The sequence below is a fragment of the Chryseobacterium sp. RR2-3-20 genome (genome assembly GCF_017808115.1).
GTDB lineage: Bacteria > Bacteroidota > Bacteroidia > Flavobacteriales > Weeksellaceae > Chryseobacterium > Chryseobacterium oryzae.
On sequence record NZ_JADQBD010000019.1, the window covers coordinates 1 to 21,175 of the forward strand.

A 21,175-nucleotide genomic window follows, 5' to 3' on the forward strand; every position below is an offset into this window, starting at 1 on the left:
TAAGTATTCAGGCAATAATAACTTGAGTAGGTCTTCTGTTTTCATCCTCTACAAAAATATCAATTTTTAATATTACTCCCCAACTTCTGAAACTGATCCCACAAAAGATATTCTTAAACGTATTCATTAAACATTGAAAAGTAATTGGAAATTTATCTGTTGACAGATTAAATTCATTTATTTGAATATCAGTTTCATACTAATATCAAATTAGATTGCTTCAAATTTGGTCACGAATATTTTTAAAACTAATTTTGCATGAATCTAAAATAAAGTAAAAATATGTCAACTTACGTAGTTGTAGGTCTTCAGTATGGAGATGAAGGAAAAGGTAAAATAACAGACGTTTTATCCGCAAAATCAGATTATGTAGTACGTTTTCAGGGAGGTGATAATGCCGGTCACACTGTTTATGTAGGAGATGAAAAGTTTGTTTTGCACCTTCTGCCATCTGGAGTGCTTCAGTGTAAAGGTAAATGTATTATTGCTAACGGTGTAGTAGTGAATCCGAAAGCTTTCATGAAAGAAGTTAGCCAGATTGAAAGTAAAGGTCTTAAGACAGATCATATTTTCATCAGCAGAAGAGCGCATGTTATTATGCCATATCATATTCTTTTGGATACGTATCGTGAAGAAGAATTTGGAGGTACACAAATTGGAACTACCAAAAAGGGGATAGGACCTTGCTATGAAGATAAAATTGCAAGAGTTGGTATTAGAATGGTCGACTTACTTAATCCTGAAATTCTTCGTGAGAAAATCGAGAAAAATCTTAAGGTAAAAAATTCTCTTTTCGAAAAATATTATAACAAACCAACATTGGATGTTGAAGAAATTTATAATGAATTTTTAGAAATTGGAAAACAGCTTCAGGATAGAATTGTTGATACAGAATTGGAACTTAATGAGGCTATCCAGGAAGGTAAAAATGTTCTTTTTGAAGGTGCACAAGCTTTAATGCTAGATATAGATTTTGGAACTTACCCTTATGTAACATCTTCTTCCCCTTCAACTGGCGGTGTTTGTACAGGAGCAGGAGTTCCGCCAACATCACTTCAAAACCTAATTGGTGTTGCAAAAGCATACTGCACAAGAGTAGGAAACGGTCCTTTTCCTACAGAATTAGATAATGAACTTGGAGAAAAAATCAGACAGATAGGGCACGAATTTGGAGCTACTACAGGAAGGCCTCGTAGAACTGGCTGGCTAGATTTGGTTTCTTTAAAACATGCTTGTATGATTAATGGGATTAATAATCTTGTTATCACAAAACTAGATGTTCTTACAGGAATTGATTCTATAAAAATCGCTACGAAATATAAAACAGAAGATGGTAAAATTATTGACTATTTTACATCTTCTACTACAAAATTGTACGATTACGAAGCAATTTATGAAGATTTACCAGGCTGGACTGAAGATATTACCACAGCCAGAAGTTATGATGAACTTCCTGCCAATGCACAAAAGTATATAGAATTTATCGAGCAATATTTAGGGATTAATGTATACCTTGTTTCTGTAGGTCCTGAAAGAAGCCAGAATATCATCAGAAAAGAATTATTTTAATAATAATTTTATCAAAATATCACAAAAGACTGTCGTAAGGATAGTCTTTTTTTTTGTTTGAAGCTTTTCCCGCTTTCGCTACTCGCTTTTTTTACAACCCGACGATTTCCATCGCCGAGTTATAAAAAAGAGCTTAAACATACCGCTCAATCGGGGCTAGGGATTTGTATGTCAATATATTTTTATACATCAGATTTAATTTTTTGTTAGTTGTAGAATAGTTAATTTTTCATTTTATTAGTATTATTATTGAATTGATTTATAAATATCATAAAATTGGCAAATATTTTGATGTTAGTTTATTTAATGAGGATAATTGATTGAAAACTGATAATTATTCTTGCTTAATCTATTAATTGTTAATGTGATGAAAAACCTAGAACAAAATCAAGAGTTTCGACTGAATGAAATTTTATTTCAAAACCGTAATAAAGCGTATGGTGCGTATGTTTTGAGAAACGAATCTGACCGAATTTTAACAAAATCACTCGTTATTGGTGTTAGTTTGTTAGCAGCTTTTGCAATTACTCCAATAGTAATTAATGCTTTTAAAACTGTGGAAGTAACTGAGCCAACTTTCGTTTTACCACCACCAATTGATATTTCGGATGTACCTGAAGATCCACCGGCAGTAACTCCAAATCAAACGGCTCCACAACCTCCAAAGAGCGTGATGCAATACAATAGTCAGGTTCCAACTCCCGAAAAAGATGCGAATGAAAGTGATATTGTTACTGAGATTCCACCAAAAGCAGTTGCTGGTTTTAAAAATGATTTCGTTTCGCCTCCCGCAGAGCCTAATGTACATATAGTTTTACCTGCAAATTCAGGATCTGGAACAGTTGTTCTTCCAAAAACTGTTATAGCGGAAGATGGATCTGGTGATGATGCAGTGGATAATCCAGGGATTCTAGCGGTAAGTGCAGATTTTGTAGGTGGAATTGATTCTTTTAGAAATAAAGTACTCAACAAGTTTGATGTTTCTTCTTTTACAGAAGAAGGAAGTATGACTACAGTGGTTACATTTGTTGTTGAGAAAGATGGTACAATTTCAAATATTAAAACAAATGGAAAAGATGCAGGATTTAATGCTGAAGCAGTGAGAACTATTAAGACAGTAAAAGGAAAATGGCTTCCAGGAAAAAATAAAAAAGGAGAGTCTGTGAGAAGTTTGTTTAAATTCCCGATTTCTATGAAGTTTGATAATTAAGAGTAATAAAACTTTATATATAGTTATCCACAAAGATTTTTTTTTGTGGATAATTTTTTTATTGTGTAATATTCTTATTAACAACAATTTAACTCAATTTTGGTTTTAGGGATTCTTTAATAGCGAAGAAAAAAGTGTATTTTTGAGCATTAAAGTTTGAGCAATGGCAAAAATTATAGGTATCGCTAATCAGAAAGGTGGAGTGGGAAAGACTACAACTGCCGTAAATTTAGCAGCAGCATTGGGTGTATTAGAAAAGAAAATTCTTATTATTGATGCCGATCCACAGGCAAATGCTACTTCTGGTTTGGGTGTGGAAGAAGTACAGTATTCTACCTATAATCTTTTAGAGCATAGTGTAGATACCAGAAGCTGTATCCAAAAAACAGCAACTCCCAATTTGGATATTGTTCCTTCTCATATCGATTTGGTTGCAGCAGAAATAGAATTGGTAGATAAGGAAAACCGAGAGTATATGCTGAAAGAAGCATTGAAAGATGTACGAGAAGATTATGATTTCATCATTATCGACTGTGCACCGAGTTTAGGTTTAATTACTGTAAATGCTTTAACAGCTGCAGATTCTGTTATTATTCCAATTCAGTGCGAATATTTTGCATTGGAGGGTCTTGGCAAACTTTTAAATACCATTAAAAACGTACAGAAAATTCATAATAAAGATCTTGATATAGAAGGGTTGCTTCTTACGATGTATGACAGTCGTCTGCGTCTTTCTAATCAGGTTGTGGAAGAAGTTAATTCTCACTTCCCTGAGATGGTTTTCGAAACTATTATCAGCAGAAATGTAAGATTAAGTGAAGCACCAAGTTTCGGAGAAAGTATTCTGAATTATGATGCTGAAAGTAAAGGAGCTATTCAATACATTCAGCTTGCAGAAGAAGTGTTGCTGAAAAATGAGAAATTAGTAAATAATTAAGATTTACTTCAACTAAAATTTATCTGATTACAACAAATTATCAATATAAAAAAAGCAAGATGCATTAGCTGACTGCCATTTTACAATATGAAAGACAAAAAAAGAGCAATGGGGCGTGGTTTAGGAGCTATTCTGAGTGCAGAATCTAAAGCTACCGTAAACACAGCAACCGATGAAGGAGCAGATAAATTCGTAGGAAATATTATGGAGGTTCCTATTGAAGACATTTATCCTAATCCCACACAGCCCAGAACTTATTTTGATGAAAAAGCATTAAATGAACTCGCTCAGTCCATAAAAAATTTAGGAGTAATTCAGCCAATTACACTTAGAAAAGACGGAGAGAAATTTGAAATTATTTCTGGAGAAAGAAGATTCCGAGCCAGTAAAATAGCTGGTTTGTCTTCTGTGCCTGCTTATATCAGGCTGGTAAATGATCAGGAGCTTCTAGAAATGGCGTTGGTAGAAAATATTCAGCGTGAAGATCTTGATGCTATCGAAATTGCTTTAACCTATCATAGACTTTTAGAAGAAATAGGTCTTACACAGGAAAATTTAAGCCAAAGGGTTGGAAAAGACAGAAGTACTATTACCAATTCGATAAGACTTTTAAGATTGAGTCCGGATATTCAGAACGCTATTCGAAGCGGAGAGATTTCTGCCGGTCATGGAAGAGCAATCATCAGTCTGGAAAATGAAGAGCATCAAAAAACTCTTTTTGAAATGATCATTAAAGAGAAACTGAATGTTCGCCAATCTGAACAAGCAGCTACCGCATTAAAAAATCCTAAATCTCCGGCAGCAAAAAGAGCCAAAGCCGAACTGTCTAATAATTATAAGAGAGCACAAAAAACAATTGCAGATATTCTGGATGTAAAAGTAGAAATTAAGACTACTGGAACGGGGAAAAAAGGTAAAATCGTTTTAGATTTTAAGAATGAAGATGAACTGGAATATATTTTATCTCATATTAAATAAATGCAAAAAATACTTGTCACTATCTTTGTTTTTATAGCTGGGTTGTTTTTTTCACAGATCAATCCCAGAGATAGCATAAGATTAGACCATTATGCAAAAGACAGTATTCCTGCTGCAAAACCGCAAGCTCCTGCTAAAGTTATTCAGGAGATAGAGAGAGTGAATGCTCCTGCGAAAAAAGTGGTTACTAAACTGAATCCTACCAAAGCAGGATTGTATTCTGCAGTACTTCCAGGATTAGGACAGGCTTATAATAAAAAATACTGGAAAATTCCAATCGTTTGGGGTGCAGTAGGAACGGGTGTAGGAATTGCAATCTGGAACCAGAAAAAATATAAGGAGTACAGAGAATATTATATTGCTAAACTGAACGGTACGCCCAACGAATTTTTAACTCAGGTTCCTTATTTAGATGCTGTAGCCTTGGGAAATGCTCAGGATAGAGCCAAAAGACAGCGGGATTATGCAATTGCAATTTCAGGACTTATTTATATTTTGAATATTGTTGATGCAGTTGTAGACGCTCATTTATATGAAGGAAGAAAAGATCCGGATCTTAGTTTGGCACCTGCAGTTATTTACGATGATTATAATTTCAATCCTCCCAAAACAGGTTTGGCTTTAACGTATAGATTTTAAATAAACTTTAGATTTAATAATGAAAATAGCATTAGTCGGATATGGCAGAATGGGCAAGATTATAGAAGAAATTGCCTTGAAAAGAGGACACGAAATTGTTGCTAAACTTAAAGAAACTCCGACCCATGAAAATCTTAATCATCCCGATGTGGTTATTGAGTTTTCTTTGCCTGAAGTAGCATTTAATAACATTAAAGTCTGTTTAGAAAATAAAATCCCTGTTATTTGCGGAACAACCGGCTGGTTGGAAAAAAAGCCTGAAATTGAAAGAATTGCTTTAGAAAACGGAACTGCATTTTTATATGGTTCAAATTTCAGTTTGGGGGTGAATTTATTTTTTGCGTTGAACGAAAAGTTGGCGGGACTGATGAAAAACGTTAATCAGTATACCTGTCAATTAGAAGAAATTCATCACATTCATAAACTGGATGCACCGAGCGGAACAGCAATCTCTTTGGCTGAAGGAATTATAAAAAATTCAAATACCTACGATGCGTGGAAGTTGGAAGAAACTTTAGGCAATCAGTTGGGTATTTTTGCAGTAAGAGAAGATGAAGTTCCGGGAACGCATTCTGTTTTTTATAAAAGTGAAGTAGACGAAATCGAAATAAAACACACCGCATTCAATAGAAATGGTTTTGCATTGGGAGCTGTTGTTGCAGCGGAATGGATAAAAGACAAAAAAGGAAATTTTACGATGAAAGATGTTTTGGGACTTTAGTTTTGTAACAAAATTCTTACATTGCAAACTAATTGGTAGTAAAAGATCTGGAATATAAATTTATTCGCGAGATACAAAGCTTATTACTTATATTATATATTAGGTACAAAATTTATGAATTATTTTTTAACGTATACAGTTTATGTCCTCATTTTATCACTTTTAATGGGGATTTCTACATGGAAGCTGTTTAAGAAACTAGGGTACAGTCCACTTTTCGCATTTATACCTTTTTACAACTATTTCATTATACTTAAAGAGACAAAACACCCGAAATGGTGGGCGATTTTATCTTATTTGCCGATTGTAGGACCTATCATGATGAGTGTTTTTCATTTGTATCTCATGAAGAAGTTCGGAAAAACGCTCTTCAAAGATCAGTTGCTTACGGTTATTTTACCATTTATATATATGGCGACCGTCAACTATTCCAAAGATGTGGAAATAGAAGACGAAAATGAACTTTATCTAACTCAAGAAGAAAAAGAAGCAAAGAAGAAAGATTCTTTTGTGGGATCTATCACGTTTGCCGTGGTTTTCGCTACGATTATTCATACATTCATTACTCAGCCTTTCGGGATTCCTACAGGTTCAATGGAGCGTACTCTTCTTGTGGGTGATTTCCTTTTTGTAAATAAATGGAGCTATGGATACAGACTTCCAATGCGTCCTGTGGCAATTCCATTCCTACAAGGAACAATTTATGATTTTCAAAAAGATGGAAATCCTAAAAATGACGGAAAATCTTATGTAGAAGCAGTAAAATTACCTTACGAAAGAATATTTCAGTTCAGCAAACCTCAGAAAAATGATATTGTAGTATTCAATTATCCTAGAGATTCTGTGCATGCTTCTTTAGACAGAGCAGATCCTTATGTAAAGAGATGCGTTGCTGTAGCGGGAGATACATTTGAGATGAGAGATGGCAGAATGTTCGTAAATGGTAAACCTGAAACTGTATTAGGAGATCAGGAAGTTCAGCACAGATATATTGTAACTACTGGAAGCCAGTTAGATATTCCAGGATTATATAATATTTATGGATTCTTGCCGGTTCAGGAAATTCAGAACGGAAATGGTTTTATATATGCTTTTCAGGGATTAACGAACCAAGTGGCTGCAGAAATTAAAAAACTCCCTCAGGTTATTGAAATGAAAGAAGATATTCAGCCTAAAGGAGAATCTGCAATAGCATATTATAATAATGAAACTAAGAAAAAAATAGACACTACTAATTCTATTTTCCCTATCAATAAACCATGGAATCAGGATCAATATGGCCCGCTTAGAATTCCTAAAAAAGGTGATGTAGTTGCTATCAACCAAGAAACTTTACCAGAATTTCAATGGATTATTAAAAATTATGAGCATAATACTCTAGAGAATAAAAACGGCAAAATCTTCATCAACGGAAAAGAAACTAACCAATACACCATTAAGCAGGATTATTATATGATGATTGGTGATAACAGAGATGCTTCTTTAGACGCTAGATTTTTTGGCTTTGTTCCGGAAGAAAATATTGTTGGAAAACCAATGTTTACTTGGATGAGTTTACAAGGTGCTTTTGCAGACAGAAGCTCATCTTATCAAGCTCCGTTTAAAATTCGTTGGGAAAGAATGTTTAAAGCTGCAAATACTGGTGAAGCCAACAAAACATCTTATTGGTGGGTTGCTGTAATGATTTTAGTTTTATTCTTCGGATGGGAATATTTCATGAAATTATTTGGTAAGAAGAAAAAAGATGATGAGATTTAATTAATTGATAAACATAAATGAAATGAAGTATTTGAAAAAGTACTTCATTTTTATATAAGAAATATGCAAAATATATTATTACCGGTATTCTATTTACCACCGATTTCTTGGTTTTCAGAATTTTTGAATCCTGAAAATGAAGTAACTTTTGAGCAGTTTGAAAATTTTCCAAAACAGACTTATAGAAACAGAGCCAACATTTTCGGAGCAAACGGTCAGTTATCGTTAATCATTCCCATTCATCATAACGGAAGCCGTATATATAAAGATATTGAAGTTTCTTATCGTGAAGACTGGCAGAAATTACATTGGAAGTCGATTAAAACAGCATACCAAAGTTCTCCTTATTTCGAATATTATGAGGATAAACTCATAAAACTTTATGAAGAGAAAAATAAATTTTTACTAGATTTAAATCTCAAAAGCATAGAAATTATTCAGAATATTCTCAAAACAGATAAGGCACACTCTTTGAACAGCGAGTACCTAAAAAATCCTGAACAAAGTAATTTCAGAGAAAAATTTTCAACAAAGAATCCTTCAGATTATGATATGGAAGAATACTATCAGACATTTTCAGATAAAATGGGTTTTCTTAAGGATTTATCCGTTTTAGACCTTATTTGTAACAAAGGACCAGAATCTGTTACTTATATTAAAAATATAAAGCAATTATAATAAAAATCAAAAGGTTCTAGATTCATAGACTTTCGTTTAAATGAAGTCCGAAGAAAGTAGATGAAATAAATTCAAAAAAAATAAAATTTAATATGAAAAAGATATTTTTAGCAGCCGTTTTTTTAGCAGGTTTTGCTTATTCTTCAGCACAAGAAGTTGCAAATAAAGATAACAAAGATTTAATGACTTGGTATCATAAAGATTTTGCAACCACTAAAGTGTATGGCGTAAATACAGAAAATGCATATAAATTTCTCGAATCTAAAGGATTAAAACCTAAAACTGTTGTAGTAGGAGTTTTAGACAGCGGAGTTCAGGTAGATCACCCAGGTTTGGTAAAGAATATTTGGTCAAATCCCAACGAAATTCCAGGAAATGGTAAAGACGACGATGGAAACGGCTATGTAGATGATATCCACGGATGGAACTTTATTGGAGGAAAAAATGGTGATATTGATATCGATAATATGGAGGTAACAAGAGTTGTTGCCAAATACAGACCTATTTTTGAAGGTGATGATTCTAATAAAAACAAAGCAAATCAGGCAAAAATGCCCGAAGAATTTGCGATGTACATGAAGTCTAAAGAGATTTTCAATAAAAAAAGCGTAGAAGGAAGACAGCAGTTTAAACAGTTTGAAATGATTAGCCAAGTAATTCCTTCAATGGTTTCGCTTCTAAATGGCAAACCGTTAACTTCGGCAAATCTTGCAGGAATTACGCCTACAAAACAAGAAGATGCTATTGCTCTTGAAATTCTTAAAAATTTAGCTGGAAATCCTGAATTTAAAGGTAAATCTCCGCAAGATGTACAAGATTTAATGACGAAAGAAATTAAGCCGGCACTCGATCATTACGGTGCTCAGGTTAAACAATATGATTTGGATTATGATCCAAGAGCAGAAATTGTTGGAGATAATTATGATGATTATTCCGAAAGAAAATATGGAAACAATCATTATGAAGGTCCGGATGCCGAACACGGAACACACGTTGCAGGAATTATCGCAGGATTGCCTCAGGGGAAAGAAGTTCAGTATGGTGTAGCTTCCAGAATAGCCAAAATTATGTCTGTAAGAACAGTTCCAAATGGGGACGAGAGAGATAAAGATGTTGCCAATGCTATTAGATATGCGGTAGACAACGGAGCAAAAATCTTGAATATGAGTTTTGGTAAGCCAGTATCACCGGGAAAAACGGTTGTTTGGGATGCTTTTAAATATGCTCAGGATAAAGGTGTACTTCTTGTAAAAGCTGCCGGAAACGAAAATGAAGATGTAGCAGAGCATTTGGCTTATCCAACCAATTTTAAGAACGTAACAGATGCTGCGCCATTTGTAAACAATGTTATGGTTGTTGGAGCAAGTACAAACAGAAGCAACGATTTAAGAGCAAGTTTTTCTAACTATAACAAAAAAATGGTAAATGTATTTGCACCAGGCGAAGAGATTTATTCTACCGTTCCGAAAAATGAATACAGCTACCAACAGGGAACATCTATGGCATCACCAGTTGCCGCAGGTGCTGCCGCAGTTTTGTTAGCATATATGCCGGATCTTAAACCTGAACAGATTATTGAAGCTTTGGTAAAAACAAGCAATATCAGTAAAGAAAACGATTTTCAGGATAAATCTCAGGCAGGAGGTGTAATTGATGTGAAAAAAGCAGCTGAATATGCTTACAACAATTTTTATCATGGAAAAACTACAATTCAAAATTCTAAAAATGTAATAAAAAGTAAATCTGGAAAGAAAGCTGTAAGAAAATGATTTTCAGATATTTTTATATATAACATAAATAAAGCCTGTATAATTACAGGCTTTATTTTTAATAATATGCTTTAGTTGGCACGGTTTTTTATACTAATATTAAAATAATTTACTTATTATAAAGTTGAATTATTGAGCATCTATTGCTTTTCAATTAGATATAAAAAATTAATAATAAACATTAAACTATGAAAAAACTATTACTTGCATGCATAGTGGGAACTTCACTTTTTACAGTGTCTTGTTCCGGAGTTAAAAAAGCAGGTGAGGCTCAGAGTCAAAGATCAGAATTTCTAAAAATGAAAGGAGATTGGCAGATTGTAAGCATCGATTACGATAAATCTTATAAAATAAAACCTTTTGATGAAGGAGCAGATGCTAAATGCTTTATAGGAAGCCACTGGAGATTTATTCCGAATAATTATTCAGGATCTTATACTTTAGATGGAGGAGGTTCTTGTCCGAAACTCATTCAGCCAATCAAGATTGATATTAAATCTAATGTTTTCACCTTTAAGAAAATAGCTGAAGGCACAAAAGCTAAACAAAATACAGCAGGTTATACCTTAAATGTTATTGAAAAAGGAACAGACGAATTTTCTTTAGAGCAAAATGTTCCATTTGAAGGTAATACCATTAAAGTGGTTTACAATTTCCAAAGAACTGGTATGGATTTTACCAGATAATTAAAAAAATACTATAATGAAATTTAATAAAACATATATCAGCGCATTATTTTTATCATCAGCTTTATTATTAACAAGTTGTGAGGCAGTTCAAAATTCAAATAATCAGCAAAGAGGTACTGCAGTAGGTGTAGCTTCTGGGGCTGTAATTGGAGGAATTTTGGGAAATAATATAGGAAAAGGAAGAAATGCTGCTTTAGGTGCGATCTTAGGAGGAGTTATCGGAGGTGTTGCGGGTAACGTTATTGGTAACAAAATGGATAAGCAAGCAAAAGAAATTAAAGAAACTTTACCTGGAGCAGAAGTGGAGAGAGTGGGTGATGGTATTAAAATCACTATGAATGAAAGTATTGTAACATTTGCTTTCGATTCATCAAATCTTACTACTTTAGCGAAAACTAATTTAGATAAACTTGTTCAGGTTTTGGTAAATAATCCCGATACAAACATCAATATTTATGGTCATACAGACAGCAAAGGATCGGATGATTATAACCAAAAATTATCGGAAAGAAGAGCGAATTCAGTAAAAGCATATTTGGTGTCTAAAGGTATTGCATCGAGCAGAATGTTTGCTTTAGGTGAAGGAGAATCTATGCCTGTTGCAAGTAACGATACTGAAGAAGGAAGAGCTAAAAATAGAAGAGTAGAGTTTGCTATCACAGCTAACGAAAAAATGATTAATGACGCACAAAGCGGTCAATAGTCTTTTTTAACAAATAAATATTATCATTATTAAAACCGCTTCGGCGGTTTTTTTGTATTTTTATGCATATTTTTTTTAAAATCACTATTTTTGCATTCGAAACCACATAAATGAAGAAATATCTTAAGCTTCTACGCGTAGAGCAATGGGTAAAAAACCTTTTTGTCTTTGTTCCATTATTCTTTTCCGGAAATATTAAAAATATAGATTTACTTTCTAAAAGCATTTTTGCTTTTGTAGTATTTTCTTTGGCTGCAGGCGTGGTTTATATCCTTAATGATTATAATGATATAGAAGCAGACCAAAAGCATCCTGAAAAAAGAAAACGCCCTTTAGCAAGTGGTGCTATTTCTAAAAAGAGTGCAATTGGTATTTTGGTCGGGCTTATTGTTACAGATATTCTGTTGGTGTTTTTTGCGTATAATTTCTACCATATTCAAGTGTGGAAGTTTGCTATAATAGTTGCAAGTTACTTTGTTATGAATCTGGCCTATACTTTCAAGCTGAAGCATGTTCCTATTATTGATATTTTCATTATTGCAATCGGTTTTGTTTTGCGTGTTCAGGCAGGCGGTTATATCACGGGTATATTTATATCTCAGTGGGCAACATTACTTACTTTTGTGTTAGCATTGGTTTTAGCTATTGGGAAAAGAAGAGGAGAGCTGATTAATGCTCAGGTTTCAGGTAAAACCAGAAAAGCATTAGATGGTTATAATGTTCAGTTTGCGGATATTGCATTGTCTATATCTGTAACTTTAGCTATTGTTTGCTATCTTATGTTCACCTTGTCACCAGAAATTCAGGTTAAATTACATTCTGGGGTATTTTACACGGTAATTTTTGTAGTATTTGCATTTCTAAGATATTTACAGCAGACTTTGGTATATAACCGTACCGAATCTCCAACAAAAATCGTTTATAGAGACCGTTATATACAAGTAACTTTAATATTGTGGGTTGCTGCATTTTTAATTTTAATTTATTTTAAGAAATGAAGCCAGATTTCAAGCAGAAAGTTACCAATTGGGGAAATTTCCCGGTAGTTGAAAAAGAAATGAGGTCTGAAGACAGCTTCATCAAAATAAAACAATTCTTACAGAATCATAATGAAGTTATTGCCCGAGGAAACGGGAGATGTTACGGAGATGCTTCGTTAGGTGAAAGTATTTTCTCAACAAAAAAACTCAATAAATTTATCAGTTTCGACAGATTAAATGGTGTCATAGAATGCGAATCTGGAGTATTATTGTCTGAGGTTTTGGAAGTAGTAGTACCACAAGGGTATTTTCTAATGGTAACACCGGGTACTAAATTTATTTCAATTGGTGGTGCCATCGCTTCGGACGTTCATGGGAAAGGAATTCATTGTTTTTCAGAATGTTTATTGTCGTTTAGGTTAATGATTGAAAATGGTGATGTATTAACCTGCTCCAGAGACGAGAATAAAGAAAAATTCTGGGCTACGATTGGTGGAATGGGACTTACCGGTATTATTTTATCCGCAAAATTTAAGCTGAAAAATATTGATAGTGCCTATATTAGACAAGAAAGTATCAAGGCGGAAAATTTAGACGAGATTTTTCACTTGTTTGAAGAAAGTGAAGATTGGACATATAATGTCGCGTGGATTGACTGTTTGCAAAAAGGCAAAAATATTGGCAGAAGCGTATTACAAAGAGGGGACTTTGCCATGCAGTCGGAATTGCCGAATAAGGTAAAAGAAAAACCATTGATTTTAAAATCAAAAAAATTACCAAAAGTTCCTTTTTATTTTCCCGGTTTTGTTCTTAATAATCTTACGGTGAAAATTTTCAATTATTTAATTTATAATAAACAACGAGCAAAAGTTGTAAAAGATATTATTCCTTACGAAACTTTTTTCTATCCTTTAGACATTATCGAAGATTGGAATAAAATCTATGGTAAATCAGGATTTATTCAATATCAAATGGTTATTCCCAAAGAAAAAGGAAAGGAAGGAATGCGTAAAATTTTAGAAACAATCGCTAATTCTGGTAACGGATCTTTTTTAGCAGTTCTTAAATATATAGGCAAAAACGATCCTTTGGCTTACAATTCTTTTCCATTTGAGGGCTATACATTGGCTCTGGATTTTAAAGTTAATTCTAAACTAAAAGCCTTAGTTGTACAGCTAGATAATATTGTAGAAGAATTTGGAGGCAGAATTTATCTTGCGAAAGATAGTATGAGTAAATCTTCTCTTACCAATTATCTTAAAAATGTAGAGAGTTCCAAATTTGTGTCTTTGCAGCACAAAAGAATTTTAAATAATAAATAAATGATTGTTCTCGGCAGTACCTCCGAAGTAGCACAGGCTTTTGTAGAAAAAGCTCTAAAAGCAGGAGAAAGGTTTGAAAAAATTTATCTTTTCACATCGAATAAAGAATCGGCAGAACGATTTGCAAGACATATCGATGTAAAATTCTTACAGCAGTCTGAGATAATTGAGATTGATTTAATGAAACCCGTTAAATTTTCAGATTGGGATCATGTCAATTCAAGTCTGTTGTTTTGTGCAGCGGGATATTTAGGGGAAAATACGCAGGAAGGTCTATATGATAATAAGAATACAGAACGTATTATAGATATCAATTATTCTAAACTGGTACCTGTTATCAATTATTTTGCTCAGAAATTTGAAAGCAAAAGATCAGGAACCATTATTGGGCTGTCTTCAGTTGCAGGAGAAAGAGGAAGACAGAGTAATTTTATCTATGGAAGTGCAAAAGCTGCATTCACCGCTTATTTAAGTGGTTTGAGAAATTACCTTTTCGATAAAAAAGTTCATGTAATGACGGTAAAGCCGGGTTTCATGGCTACAAAAATGACAGAAGGTTTACCACTAAATCCTAAATTAACTGCAACTCCCACAAAAGCTGCAGATTGTATTTACAATGCTTTCAAAAAGAAAAAAAATGTAGTGTATGTATTACCGGTTTGGGGAATTATTATGATGATCATTAGAAATATTCCGGAGTTTATTTTTAAAAAGATGAAGCTTTAAATGATGAAAAAACTATATTGTTTTGATTTTGACGGTACGCTTACCTACAAAGACACCATGTTTTTGTTTCTGAAATTTTATAATCCCACAAAATTCAGAACACAGTTTATCCGACATATTCCGCTATTCATTCTTTTAAAACTAAAACTGGCAGACACAGAAAAGGTAAAGAAAAGTTTTATAGGTTCTGTGCTTAAAGGTCAGTTGCAATCGAAAATAGAAGAAAAATCTATTCAGTTTTTTGAAGAAAATTTTCCTTCAATTTTTCGGGAAAATGCATTAGAATTCATCAAAAATATAGACCGTGAAAATACCCGAAGTTTTATCGTTACTGCCTCGCTGGATATTTGGACGAAACCTTTTGCAGACAAATTGGGCATGATGCTTATTGCCACAAAGGGAGAGTTTAAAAATGGAATTTTTACAGGTAATTTTATCGGGAAAAACTGTAACGGTGAAGAGAAACTGGTTCGTATTAAAAAAGAAATTTCTGGTGAAAAGTATGATAAAATCATAGCTTTTGGAGATACTTCGGGAGATAAACAGATGTTGCAATGGGCAAATGAAGGTCATTACCGTTTTTTTCATTAATTTTGAAGAATTAATAAAAATAAAATGAACAGATTGCTAATTTTGTTTTTTGCAATCATAATAAATTGCACCGGAACTCCGGCACAAAAAACTTCAAACATGCACAATCAAGCAGAAATACTGGTTTCTGAAACTCAGGGAGGTACTCAAAAACAGGGGTTCAGAATTTTAAGTAACCGGCAGGAATTGGCAGACGAAATAAAAGAAAGATACACTGCTTCGGGGCAGTATCCAATAATAGAAACCCCTGCATTCCCCAAAGATAAAAAAGTTGTGGTTTGTTATTTGGGAACTTTCAATTCTGGAGATCATAAAGTAAAGGAAATTACAAATATTTCTGCGAAAGATAATATTCTGTATGTGGAAATCCCTAAGTACGAATCTGGCGGAATGGCAATTCAGGTTATGTCTAATCCTTGGTTTGTATTTTCAGTTCCTTCAAGTTATCAATTCACTTCCGTACAACTAAAATATTCAAAGTAAAAATGACTAAAATATATTTGGACAATGCAGCGACAACACCTCTTTCTAATGAAGTGATTGATGCAATGATTGAAACCATGAAAATTAATTTTGGAAATCCTTCTTCTACACATAGTTTTGGCCAGGAAGCTAAAATTTTAATCGAAAATGTAAGAAGACAGGTTGCAGATTATCTTCATGTAAGTCCTGCCGAAATTATTTTTACTTCGTGCGGAACAGAATCCAATAACATGATCATCAAATCTTGTGTAGAGCATTTGGGAGTAGAAAGAATCATCAGTTCTCCATTGGAGCACAAATGTGTTTCTGAAAGTATTTTGGATATGAAAAGCCGAAAAGGAGTAGAAGTAGCATACATTCGCCCTAATGAAAAAGGAGATATAGATTTATCTAAGCTTGAAGATCTTCTGAAATCTTCGGATAAAAAAACACTGGTAAGTTTAATGCATGCCAACAACGAAATAGGTAACCTGATTGATCTTAAAAAAGTAGCAGAAATTTGTAAGGAAAACAATGCTCTTTTACATTCGGATACTGTACAGACCATGGCTCACATGACTCTCGATTTTTCGGATATTCCGGTAGATTTTGCATCTTGCAGTGCTCATAAATTTCATGGGCCTAAAGGAATAGGTTTTGCTTTTATAAGAAAAGCGAGTGGTCTGAAAGGGATTATCACAGGTGGTCCTCAGGAAAGAAGCCTTAGAGCGGGAACAGAAAATGTGGCAGGAATTGCCGGTTTGGGCAAAGCATTAGAATTGTCTCTCAAAAATATGGAAGAATACTCTTCCCACATGCAAAATATAAAAAAATATACTGTAGAAAGACTTTCGGAAGAAATTCCTGGAGTAAAATTCAACGGAAGAAGTTCAGAGTTGAATAACAGTTTATACACAGTTGTAAGTGTATTGTTACCTTTTAAAAATCCTTTAATCGGTTTGCAACTCGATATGAAAGGGATTGCGGTTTCGCAAGGAAGTGCTTGTTCTTCAGGGGCTTCTAGACCTTCAATGGTGATGATGATGGTTTTATCGGAAGAAGAAATGGATCACTGTACACCTTTAAGAGTATCATTCAGTCATTTAACGACCAAAAACGAAATAGATGCTTTGGTGGATGCTTTAAAAGAAATCTCGAAAGATTTTGTTATAGAAAATACAAATGTTGAGCATAGATAGTCTTGTCGCTTAATAGTTGTAAATTTGTTTACAAGTTTAGAATAGTAATAATTTAAAAATAAAAAAATGGCTTTAGAAATTACAGATAGCTCGTTTCAGGAAACAGTTTTAAAATCAGATAAACCGGTATTGGTAGACTTTTGGGCAGTATGGTGTGGTCCATGCAGAACTTTAGGTCCAATTATCGAAGAGGTTGCTAACGATTTTGAAGGGAAAGCTGTTGTAGGGAAAGTGGATGTAGACAACAATCAGGAAATTTCAATGCAGTATGGTATCAGAAATATTCCTACAGTTTTAATTTTTAAAAACGGAGAAGTTGTAGATAAATTGGTAGGGGTAGCTCCTAAAGAAGTTATCGCCGAAAAATTAAGTGCACACTTATAAAATAATTAGTTTGATAATGAATGCTTTCCGTCTTTGGAAAGCATTTTTTTATTATATAATTTTGAATTTGATCTAAAATGTGTATTTTTGCACTACTAAAATGATCCGGTAGTTCAGCTGGTTAGAATGCCGCCCTGTCACGGCGGAGGTCGCGGGTTCGAGTCCCGTCCGGATCGCAATCCTGTAAGATATTACAGGATTTTTTATTTTATCAGAATAATTAGAACTAATAATTTTTAAAATAATACAAAAATGAGCGAAACAATCCAATGCCCTAAATGCCAGTCAGAATACACATACGAACAAGATGGAATGATGGTTTGTTCGCAGTGCTTTCACGAGTGGGATCCCGCAGAAGCAGATACAGAAGATAAAATTTTGGATTCTAATGGTAATGAACTTCAAAACGGAGATTCTGTAGTTGTAGTAAAAGATTTGCCTGTAAAAGGTGCTCCAAAACCTGTAAAAGCTGGAACTAAAGTGAAAAATATCCGTCTTAGACCAGGATCTGATCATAATATTGACTGCAAAATTGACGGTTTTGGTGCAATGGCACTTAAGTCTGAATTTGTAAAAAAAGCTTAACATTTAAGGAATAAATCAAAAAAAATCGGGATTATTTCTTTAGTGCCGATTTTAATAATGATATAGAAAGTTTATTGAAATTTCTCAATAAACTTTTTTTGTACATTAAATTCAGGTAAAATCTAAAAAACTTTAATTAACCTGAGTTCGGGATGTGGATTTATAAAACGCGAGGTTAAACAAAGTGCCATTGTATAGCTTAAAAACATTTCAAAAAATTAAACTGCTCTTCGTTTTTCTTAGCGATAAAATAATTGTTATTTGAATATCAGTTATTTAACATTGCCTATTCCAAATTGAAATTAATTAGAAAATTTTTCTTTGATGAAAGAAATAGATTTTTCGGTGGCAGTCTTTAAATCTTTTGGCATTTCAAGATTTTCCCAAGGTTCTTTAGCTCCAAAAGTATGGTTTGCATTTTCTATTAAAAATAATTCTGAATTAGGATTGAGAATATGCAGATGTTCAGCATTTTTTACATTAACGCTTTCGTCATTTGTACCGTGGATAATTAAAAAGTGAGCCTTTGCCGTTTCTGCTGCACGTTCAACATCCAGTCTTAATTCATTGTTTTTGAAATCTTCAAAAAACTGATAATAATGCGGCATCTGTTGGTTGGTTCTTCCGTTTTCAACATAATAAATACCATTTTCTTTCCATTTTTCGAGTGAATCATTTTTTGGAAAACGATCTAAACTGTCCACGCTCGCTAAAGTGATGATTCCATTTATTCTGATGTCTTCTGAAGTTTTCACCAAAGAAATTCCTCCGCCACGGCTGTGTCCTATTAAAATAATTTTATCTTTATCAATCTGTGGATATTGTAAGAAATGCTCCAGTACAAAACTTAAATCTGAAAGTTCTTTAGAGTAATTGTTGTGCCCGAAAGCTTCCAAATCTTCAAAATGATTCGGTGCATCAACGGTGGTTCCATTGTAAGAGAAATTAAATTTCACAAAGAAAAAACCGGCTTCAGCAAACTTTTCAGCCATAAGATCCCATGCTCCCCAATCTTTATAACCTTTGTAACCATGAACAAAAATTACCAATGGTAATAATTGATCTGTTTTTGGATAAAAAGCATCTGCAAGAAAGCTTTTGGTTTCAGGATTAGAAAGGATTAGGTTTTTATTGATAATAATTTCCATGAAATTTTTTTGAAGACAAGTAAATGTAAGAAAATTATTCTTTTGCATTGGTTTATATTTTTAAATCTGTCAAAATGACAGTTTCTAAGCGATGGTATTTTTTTTGAGAATTGAGAATTCAGAAAACAATAAAATTATATACATATGAAAGGAAGTATTAATGTATCGGTGGAAAATATTTTCCCATTGATTAAGAAATTTCTTTACAGTGACCACGAAATATTTTTAAGAGAACTTATTTCCAACGCAACGGATGCCACATTGAAGTTGAAGCATTTAACGTCTATCGGTGAAGCCAAAGTAGAATACGGAAACCCGAAAATTGAAGTAAAAGCTGATAAGGAGAATAAAAAAATTCACATCATAGATCAGGGATTAGGGATGACCGCCGAAGAAGTTGAGAAATACATCAATCAGGTGGCATTTTCGGGAGCTGAAGAATTTTTGGAAAAATATAAAGACTCTGCAAAAGATTCAGGAATTATCGGTCATTTCGGTCTTGGTTTTTATTCTGCATTTATGGTAGCAGAGAAAGTGGAAATTATTTCTAAATCTTATAAAGACGAACCGGCAGTTCACTGGATTTGCGACGGCAGCCCGGAATTTACTTTAGAAGAAACTACTGCAAAAACCGAAAGAGGAACAGAAATTATCCTCCATATTGCCGAAGATTCTACAGAATTTTTAGAAGAAAATAAAATTCGTGAATTGTTGACAAAGTACAACAAATTCATGCCTGTTCCTATTAAATTCGGAACCAAAACACATACACTTCCTCTTCCTGAAGATGCACCGGAAGGTACAAAGCCAGAGACGGAAGAAGTAGACAATATCATCAACAATCCTACACCAGCCTGGACGATTGCACCATCTGAACTTACTGCAGAAGATTATGCCTCTTTCTATCACGAGCTTTACCCGATGCAGTTCGAAGAGCCTTTATTCAATATTCATTTAAATGTTGATTATCCGTTCAATCTTACCGGAATTTTATATTTCCCGAAACTGAGCAACAATCTGAATATCGAAAAAGATAAAATTCAGCTTTACCAGAATCAGGTTTTTGTAACCGATGAGGTAAAAGGGATTGTTCCTGACTTCCTGATGTTATTGAGAGGAGTAATAGATTCTCCGGACATTCCGCTGAATGTATCCCGTTCTTATTTGCAGGCTGACGGTGCGGTGAAGAAAATTTCTTCTTACATCACCAAAAAAGTGGCAGATAAAATGGTTGCTTTAATCAACGAAAACCGTGAAGATTACGAGAAAAAATGGAACGACATTAAAATTGTAATTGAATACGGAATGATTTCTGAAGATAAATTCTTCGAAAAATCTGACAAATTTGCACTCTACCCAACCACAGACGGAAAATATTTCCTTTGGAATGAGCTTGAAGAAAAGATAAAACCCATCCAGACCGACAAAGACGGTAATTTGGTGATTCTTTATGCTACCAATGCAGATGAGCAGCATTCTTACATTCAGTCTGCCAAAGACAAAGGGTACGAAGTTCTTCTTTTAGACTCTCCTATTGTTCCGCATTTAATTCAAAAACTGGAGTCTTCAAAAGAGAAAATTCAGTTCGCAAGAGTAGATGCAGATCATATTAATAATTTAATTAAAAAAGATGAACCTGTAATTTCTAAACTGAATGAAACAGAAAAAGAATCGTTAAAAAAGACCGTTGAAGAATCTATCAATGATCAGAAATTCACTGTTCAGCTTGAAGATTTAGATAGCAGTGATGCTCCTTTCACCATCACTCAGCCGGAATTTATGAGAAGAATGAAAGATATGCAGGCTACCGGAGGAGGCGGAATGTTCGGTATGGGAGGATTTCCTGAGATGTATAATCTTGTAGTGAATTCTAACAGCGAATTTGCATCAAAAATTCTTTCCAACGATAATGCTGAAGAGAAACACACACAGATAAAATATGCTTTAGATCTGGCAAAATTATCTCAAAATCTATTGAAAGGAAAAGATCTTACGGACTTTATCCAAAGAAGCTATAAGCAGCTGGAAAAATAGTATTAAATAATACAACTGAAAACTGCCTGAGTAATTGGGCAGTTTTTTTATGTCGTTAAATGAGATTTCAGAAGAAGATATTTCAAATTAAAT

21 protein-coding genes and 1 tRNA gene are annotated in these 21,175 nt (G+C 33.6%); 21 read left to right on the forward strand and 1 reads right to left on the reverse strand.

All coding sequences use genetic code 11. The features are described 5' to 3' along the window. Positions 1-282 precede the first annotated feature (282 nt). The 20 genes from IV513_RS06560 to IV513_RS06655 all read left to right on the forward strand — a co-directional run bounded on the left by IV513_RS06560 (position 283) and on the right by IV513_RS06655 (position 17,900). Positions 283-1,569 (forward strand): adenylosuccinate synthase, encoded by a 1,287-nt coding sequence (locus tag IV513_RS06560; protein WP_209389811.1) that lies wholly within the window; start codon positions 283-285, stop codon positions 1,567-1,569. Positions 1,570-1,936: 367 nt separating this feature from the next. Beyond that, a complete protein-coding gene (locus IV513_RS06565; protein ID WP_209389812.1) occupies positions 1,937-2,779 on the forward strand; it encodes an energy transducer TonB in 843 nt (280 codons plus the stop codon). A gap of 163 nt (positions 2,780-2,942) precedes the next feature. Further along, positions 2,943-3,716: a ParA family protein gene (locus IV513_RS06570; protein ID WP_209389813.1), complete on the forward strand. Its 774-nt coding sequence runs from the start codon at positions 2,943-2,945 to the stop codon at positions 3,714-3,716. 87 nt (positions 3,717-3,803) lie between these two features. Further along, on the forward strand, positions 3,804-4,694 hold the full coding sequence (locus IV513_RS06575) for a ParB/RepB/Spo0J family partition protein (RefSeq protein ID WP_209389814.1): 891 nt from the start codon (positions 3,804-3,806) through the stop codon (positions 4,692-4,694). Then, a complete protein-coding gene (locus IV513_RS06580; protein WP_209389815.1) occupies positions 4,695-5,333 on the forward strand; it encodes a DUF5683 domain-containing protein in 639 nt (212 codons plus the stop codon). 19 nt (positions 5,334-5,352) lie between these two features. After that, complete coding sequence (gene dapB, locus IV513_RS06585) at positions 5,353-6,054, forward strand: 4-hydroxy-tetrahydrodipicolinate reductase (protein ID WP_209389816.1); 702 nt, start codon at positions 5,353-5,355, stop codon at positions 6,052-6,054. 114 nt (positions 6,055-6,168) lie between these two features. Next, positions 6,169-7,812 carry a signal peptidase I gene (gene lepB, locus IV513_RS06590; protein ID WP_209389817.1) on the forward strand — a complete coding sequence of 548 codons (1,644 nt, stop codon included), beginning with the start codon at positions 6,169-6,171 and terminating at the stop codon, positions 7,810-7,812. Between the two features lie 63 nt (positions 7,813-7,875). Then, on the forward strand, positions 7,876-8,490 hold the full coding sequence (locus IV513_RS06595) for a WbqC family protein (protein ID WP_209389818.1): 615 nt from the start codon (positions 7,876-7,878) through the stop codon (positions 8,488-8,490). Positions 8,491-8,582: 92 nt separating this feature from the next. Then, on the forward strand, positions 8,583-10,259 hold the full coding sequence (locus tag IV513_RS06600) for a S8 family serine peptidase (protein WP_209389819.1): 1,677 nt from the start codon (positions 8,583-8,585) through the stop codon (positions 10,257-10,259). 188 nt (positions 10,260-10,447) lie between these two features. Then, positions 10,448-10,945, forward strand: coding sequence for a lipocalin family protein (locus tag IV513_RS06605; protein ID WP_209389820.1), 498 nt, complete (start codon positions 10,448-10,450; stop codon positions 10,943-10,945). Between the two features lie 16 nt (positions 10,946-10,961). Beyond that, on the forward strand, positions 10,962-11,651 hold the full coding sequence (locus IV513_RS06610; RefSeq protein WP_209389821.1) for an OmpA family protein: 690 nt from the start codon (positions 10,962-10,964) through the stop codon (positions 11,649-11,651). Positions 11,652-11,761: 110 nt separating this feature from the next. Further along, positions 11,762-12,649, forward strand: a complete 888-nt coding sequence (locus IV513_RS06615; RefSeq protein WP_209389822.1) for a UbiA prenyltransferase family protein — start codon at positions 11,762-11,764, stop codon at positions 12,647-12,649. Then, on the forward strand, positions 12,646-13,953 hold the full coding sequence (locus IV513_RS06620) for an FAD-binding oxidoreductase (RefSeq protein ID WP_209389823.1): 1,308 nt from the start codon (positions 12,646-12,648) through the stop codon (positions 13,951-13,953). The genes IV513_RS06615 and IV513_RS06620 overlap by 4 nt, the downstream gene beginning before the upstream one ends. Next, positions 13,954-14,679 carry an SDR family NAD(P)-dependent oxidoreductase gene (locus IV513_RS06625; RefSeq protein ID WP_209389824.1) on the forward strand — a complete coding sequence of 242 codons (726 nt, stop codon included), beginning with the start codon at positions 13,954-13,956 and terminating at the stop codon, positions 14,677-14,679. A 3-nt stretch (positions 14,680-14,682) separates the two neighbouring features. Continuing rightward, positions 14,683-15,270 carry an HAD family hydrolase gene (locus IV513_RS06630; RefSeq protein ID WP_209389848.1) on the forward strand — a complete coding sequence of 196 codons (588 nt, stop codon included), beginning with the start codon at positions 14,683-14,685 and terminating at the stop codon, positions 15,268-15,270. A gap of 99 nt (positions 15,271-15,369) precedes the next feature. After that, complete coding sequence (locus IV513_RS06635) at positions 15,370-15,753, forward strand: hypothetical protein (protein ID WP_245168883.1); 384 nt, start codon at positions 15,370-15,372, stop codon at positions 15,751-15,753. A 2-nt stretch (positions 15,754-15,755) separates the two neighbouring features. Further along, positions 15,756-16,931 (forward strand): cysteine desulfurase family protein, encoded by a 1,176-nt coding sequence (locus IV513_RS06640; protein WP_209389826.1) that lies wholly within the window; start codon positions 15,756-15,758, stop codon positions 16,929-16,931. Between the two features lie 66 nt (positions 16,932-16,997). Beyond that, positions 16,998-17,315: a thioredoxin gene (gene trxA / locus IV513_RS06645; protein WP_130915062.1), complete on the forward strand. Its 318-nt coding sequence runs from the start codon at positions 16,998-17,000 to the stop codon at positions 17,313-17,315. 102 nt (positions 17,316-17,417) lie between these two features. Next, positions 17,418-17,491 (forward strand) — tRNA-Asp (locus tag IV513_RS06650). A gap of 76 nt (positions 17,492-17,567) precedes the next feature. Then, positions 17,568-17,900 carry a zinc ribbon domain-containing protein YjdM gene (locus IV513_RS06655; protein ID WP_209389827.1) on the forward strand — a complete coding sequence of 111 codons (333 nt, stop codon included), beginning with the start codon at positions 17,568-17,570 and terminating at the stop codon, positions 17,898-17,900. Between the two features lie 302 nt (positions 17,901-18,202). Here IV513_RS06655 and IV513_RS06660 read toward each other — a convergent pair whose 3' ends face one another. Beyond that, positions 18,203-19,048 (reverse strand): S9 family peptidase, encoded by an 846-nt coding sequence (locus IV513_RS06660; protein ID WP_209389828.1) that lies wholly within the window; start codon positions 19,046-19,048, stop codon positions 18,203-18,205. A gap of 144 nt (positions 19,049-19,192) precedes the next feature. Between IV513_RS06660 and htpG the strand changes: the two genes are divergently transcribed. Continuing rightward, positions 19,193-21,082 (forward strand): molecular chaperone HtpG, encoded by a 1,890-nt coding sequence (gene htpG / locus IV513_RS06665; protein ID WP_209389829.1) that lies wholly within the window; start codon positions 19,193-19,195, stop codon positions 21,080-21,082. Positions 21,083-21,175: the final 93 nt, after the last annotated feature.

Coding starts and splice junctions, on each gene's coding strand:
- IV513_RS06560 (WP_209389811.1), top strand. CDS start 283: ATGTCAACTTACGTAGTTGTAGGTCTTCAGTATGGAGATGAAGGAAAA.
- IV513_RS06565 (WP_209389812.1), top strand. CDS start 1,937: ATGAAAAACCTAGAACAAAATCAAGAGTTTCGACTGAATGAAATTTTA.
- IV513_RS06570 (WP_209389813.1), top strand. CDS start 2,943: ATGGCAAAAATTATAGGTATCGCTAATCAGAAAGGTGGAGTGGGAAAG.
- IV513_RS06575 (WP_209389814.1), top strand. CDS start 3,804: ATGAAAGACAAAAAAAGAGCAATGGGGCGTGGTTTAGGAGCTATTCTG.
- IV513_RS06580 (WP_209389815.1), top strand. CDS start 4,695: ATGCAAAAAATACTTGTCACTATCTTTGTTTTTATAGCTGGGTTGTTT.
- dapB (WP_209389816.1), top strand. CDS start 5,353: ATGAAAATAGCATTAGTCGGATATGGCAGAATGGGCAAGATTATAGAA.
- lepB (WP_209389817.1), top strand. CDS start 6,169: ATGAATTATTTTTTAACGTATACAGTTTATGTCCTCATTTTATCACTT.
- IV513_RS06595 (WP_209389818.1), top strand. CDS start 7,876: ATGCAAAATATATTATTACCGGTATTCTATTTACCACCGATTTCTTGG.
- IV513_RS06600 (WP_209389819.1), top strand. CDS start 8,583: ATGAAAAAGATATTTTTAGCAGCCGTTTTTTTAGCAGGTTTTGCTTAT.
- IV513_RS06605 (WP_209389820.1), top strand. CDS start 10,448: ATGAAAAAACTATTACTTGCATGCATAGTGGGAACTTCACTTTTTACA.
- IV513_RS06610 (WP_209389821.1), top strand. CDS start 10,962: ATGAAATTTAATAAAACATATATCAGCGCATTATTTTTATCATCAGCT.
- IV513_RS06615 (WP_209389822.1), top strand. CDS start 11,762: ATGAAGAAATATCTTAAGCTTCTACGCGTAGAGCAATGGGTAAAAAAC.
- IV513_RS06620 (WP_209389823.1), top strand. CDS start 12,646: ATGAAGCCAGATTTCAAGCAGAAAGTTACCAATTGGGGAAATTTCCCG.
- IV513_RS06625 (WP_209389824.1), top strand. CDS start 13,954: ATGATTGTTCTCGGCAGTACCTCCGAAGTAGCACAGGCTTTTGTAGAA.
- IV513_RS06630 (WP_209389848.1), top strand. CDS start 14,683: ATGAAAAAACTATATTGTTTTGATTTTGACGGTACGCTTACCTACAAA.
- IV513_RS06635 (WP_245168883.1), top strand. CDS start 15,370: ATGCACAATCAAGCAGAAATACTGGTTTCTGAAACTCAGGGAGGTACT.
- IV513_RS06640 (WP_209389826.1), top strand. CDS start 15,756: ATGACTAAAATATATTTGGACAATGCAGCGACAACACCTCTTTCTAAT.
- trxA (WP_130915062.1), top strand. CDS start 16,998: ATGGCTTTAGAAATTACAGATAGCTCGTTTCAGGAAACAGTTTTAAAA.
- IV513_RS06655 (WP_209389827.1), top strand. CDS start 17,568: ATGAGCGAAACAATCCAATGCCCTAAATGCCAGTCAGAATACACATAC.
- IV513_RS06660 (WP_209389828.1), bottom strand. CDS start 19,048: ATGGAAATTATTATCAATAAAAACCTAATCCTTTCTAATCCTGAAACC.
- htpG (WP_209389829.1), top strand. CDS start 19,193: ATGAAAGGAAGTATTAATGTATCGGTGGAAAATATTTTCCCATTGATT.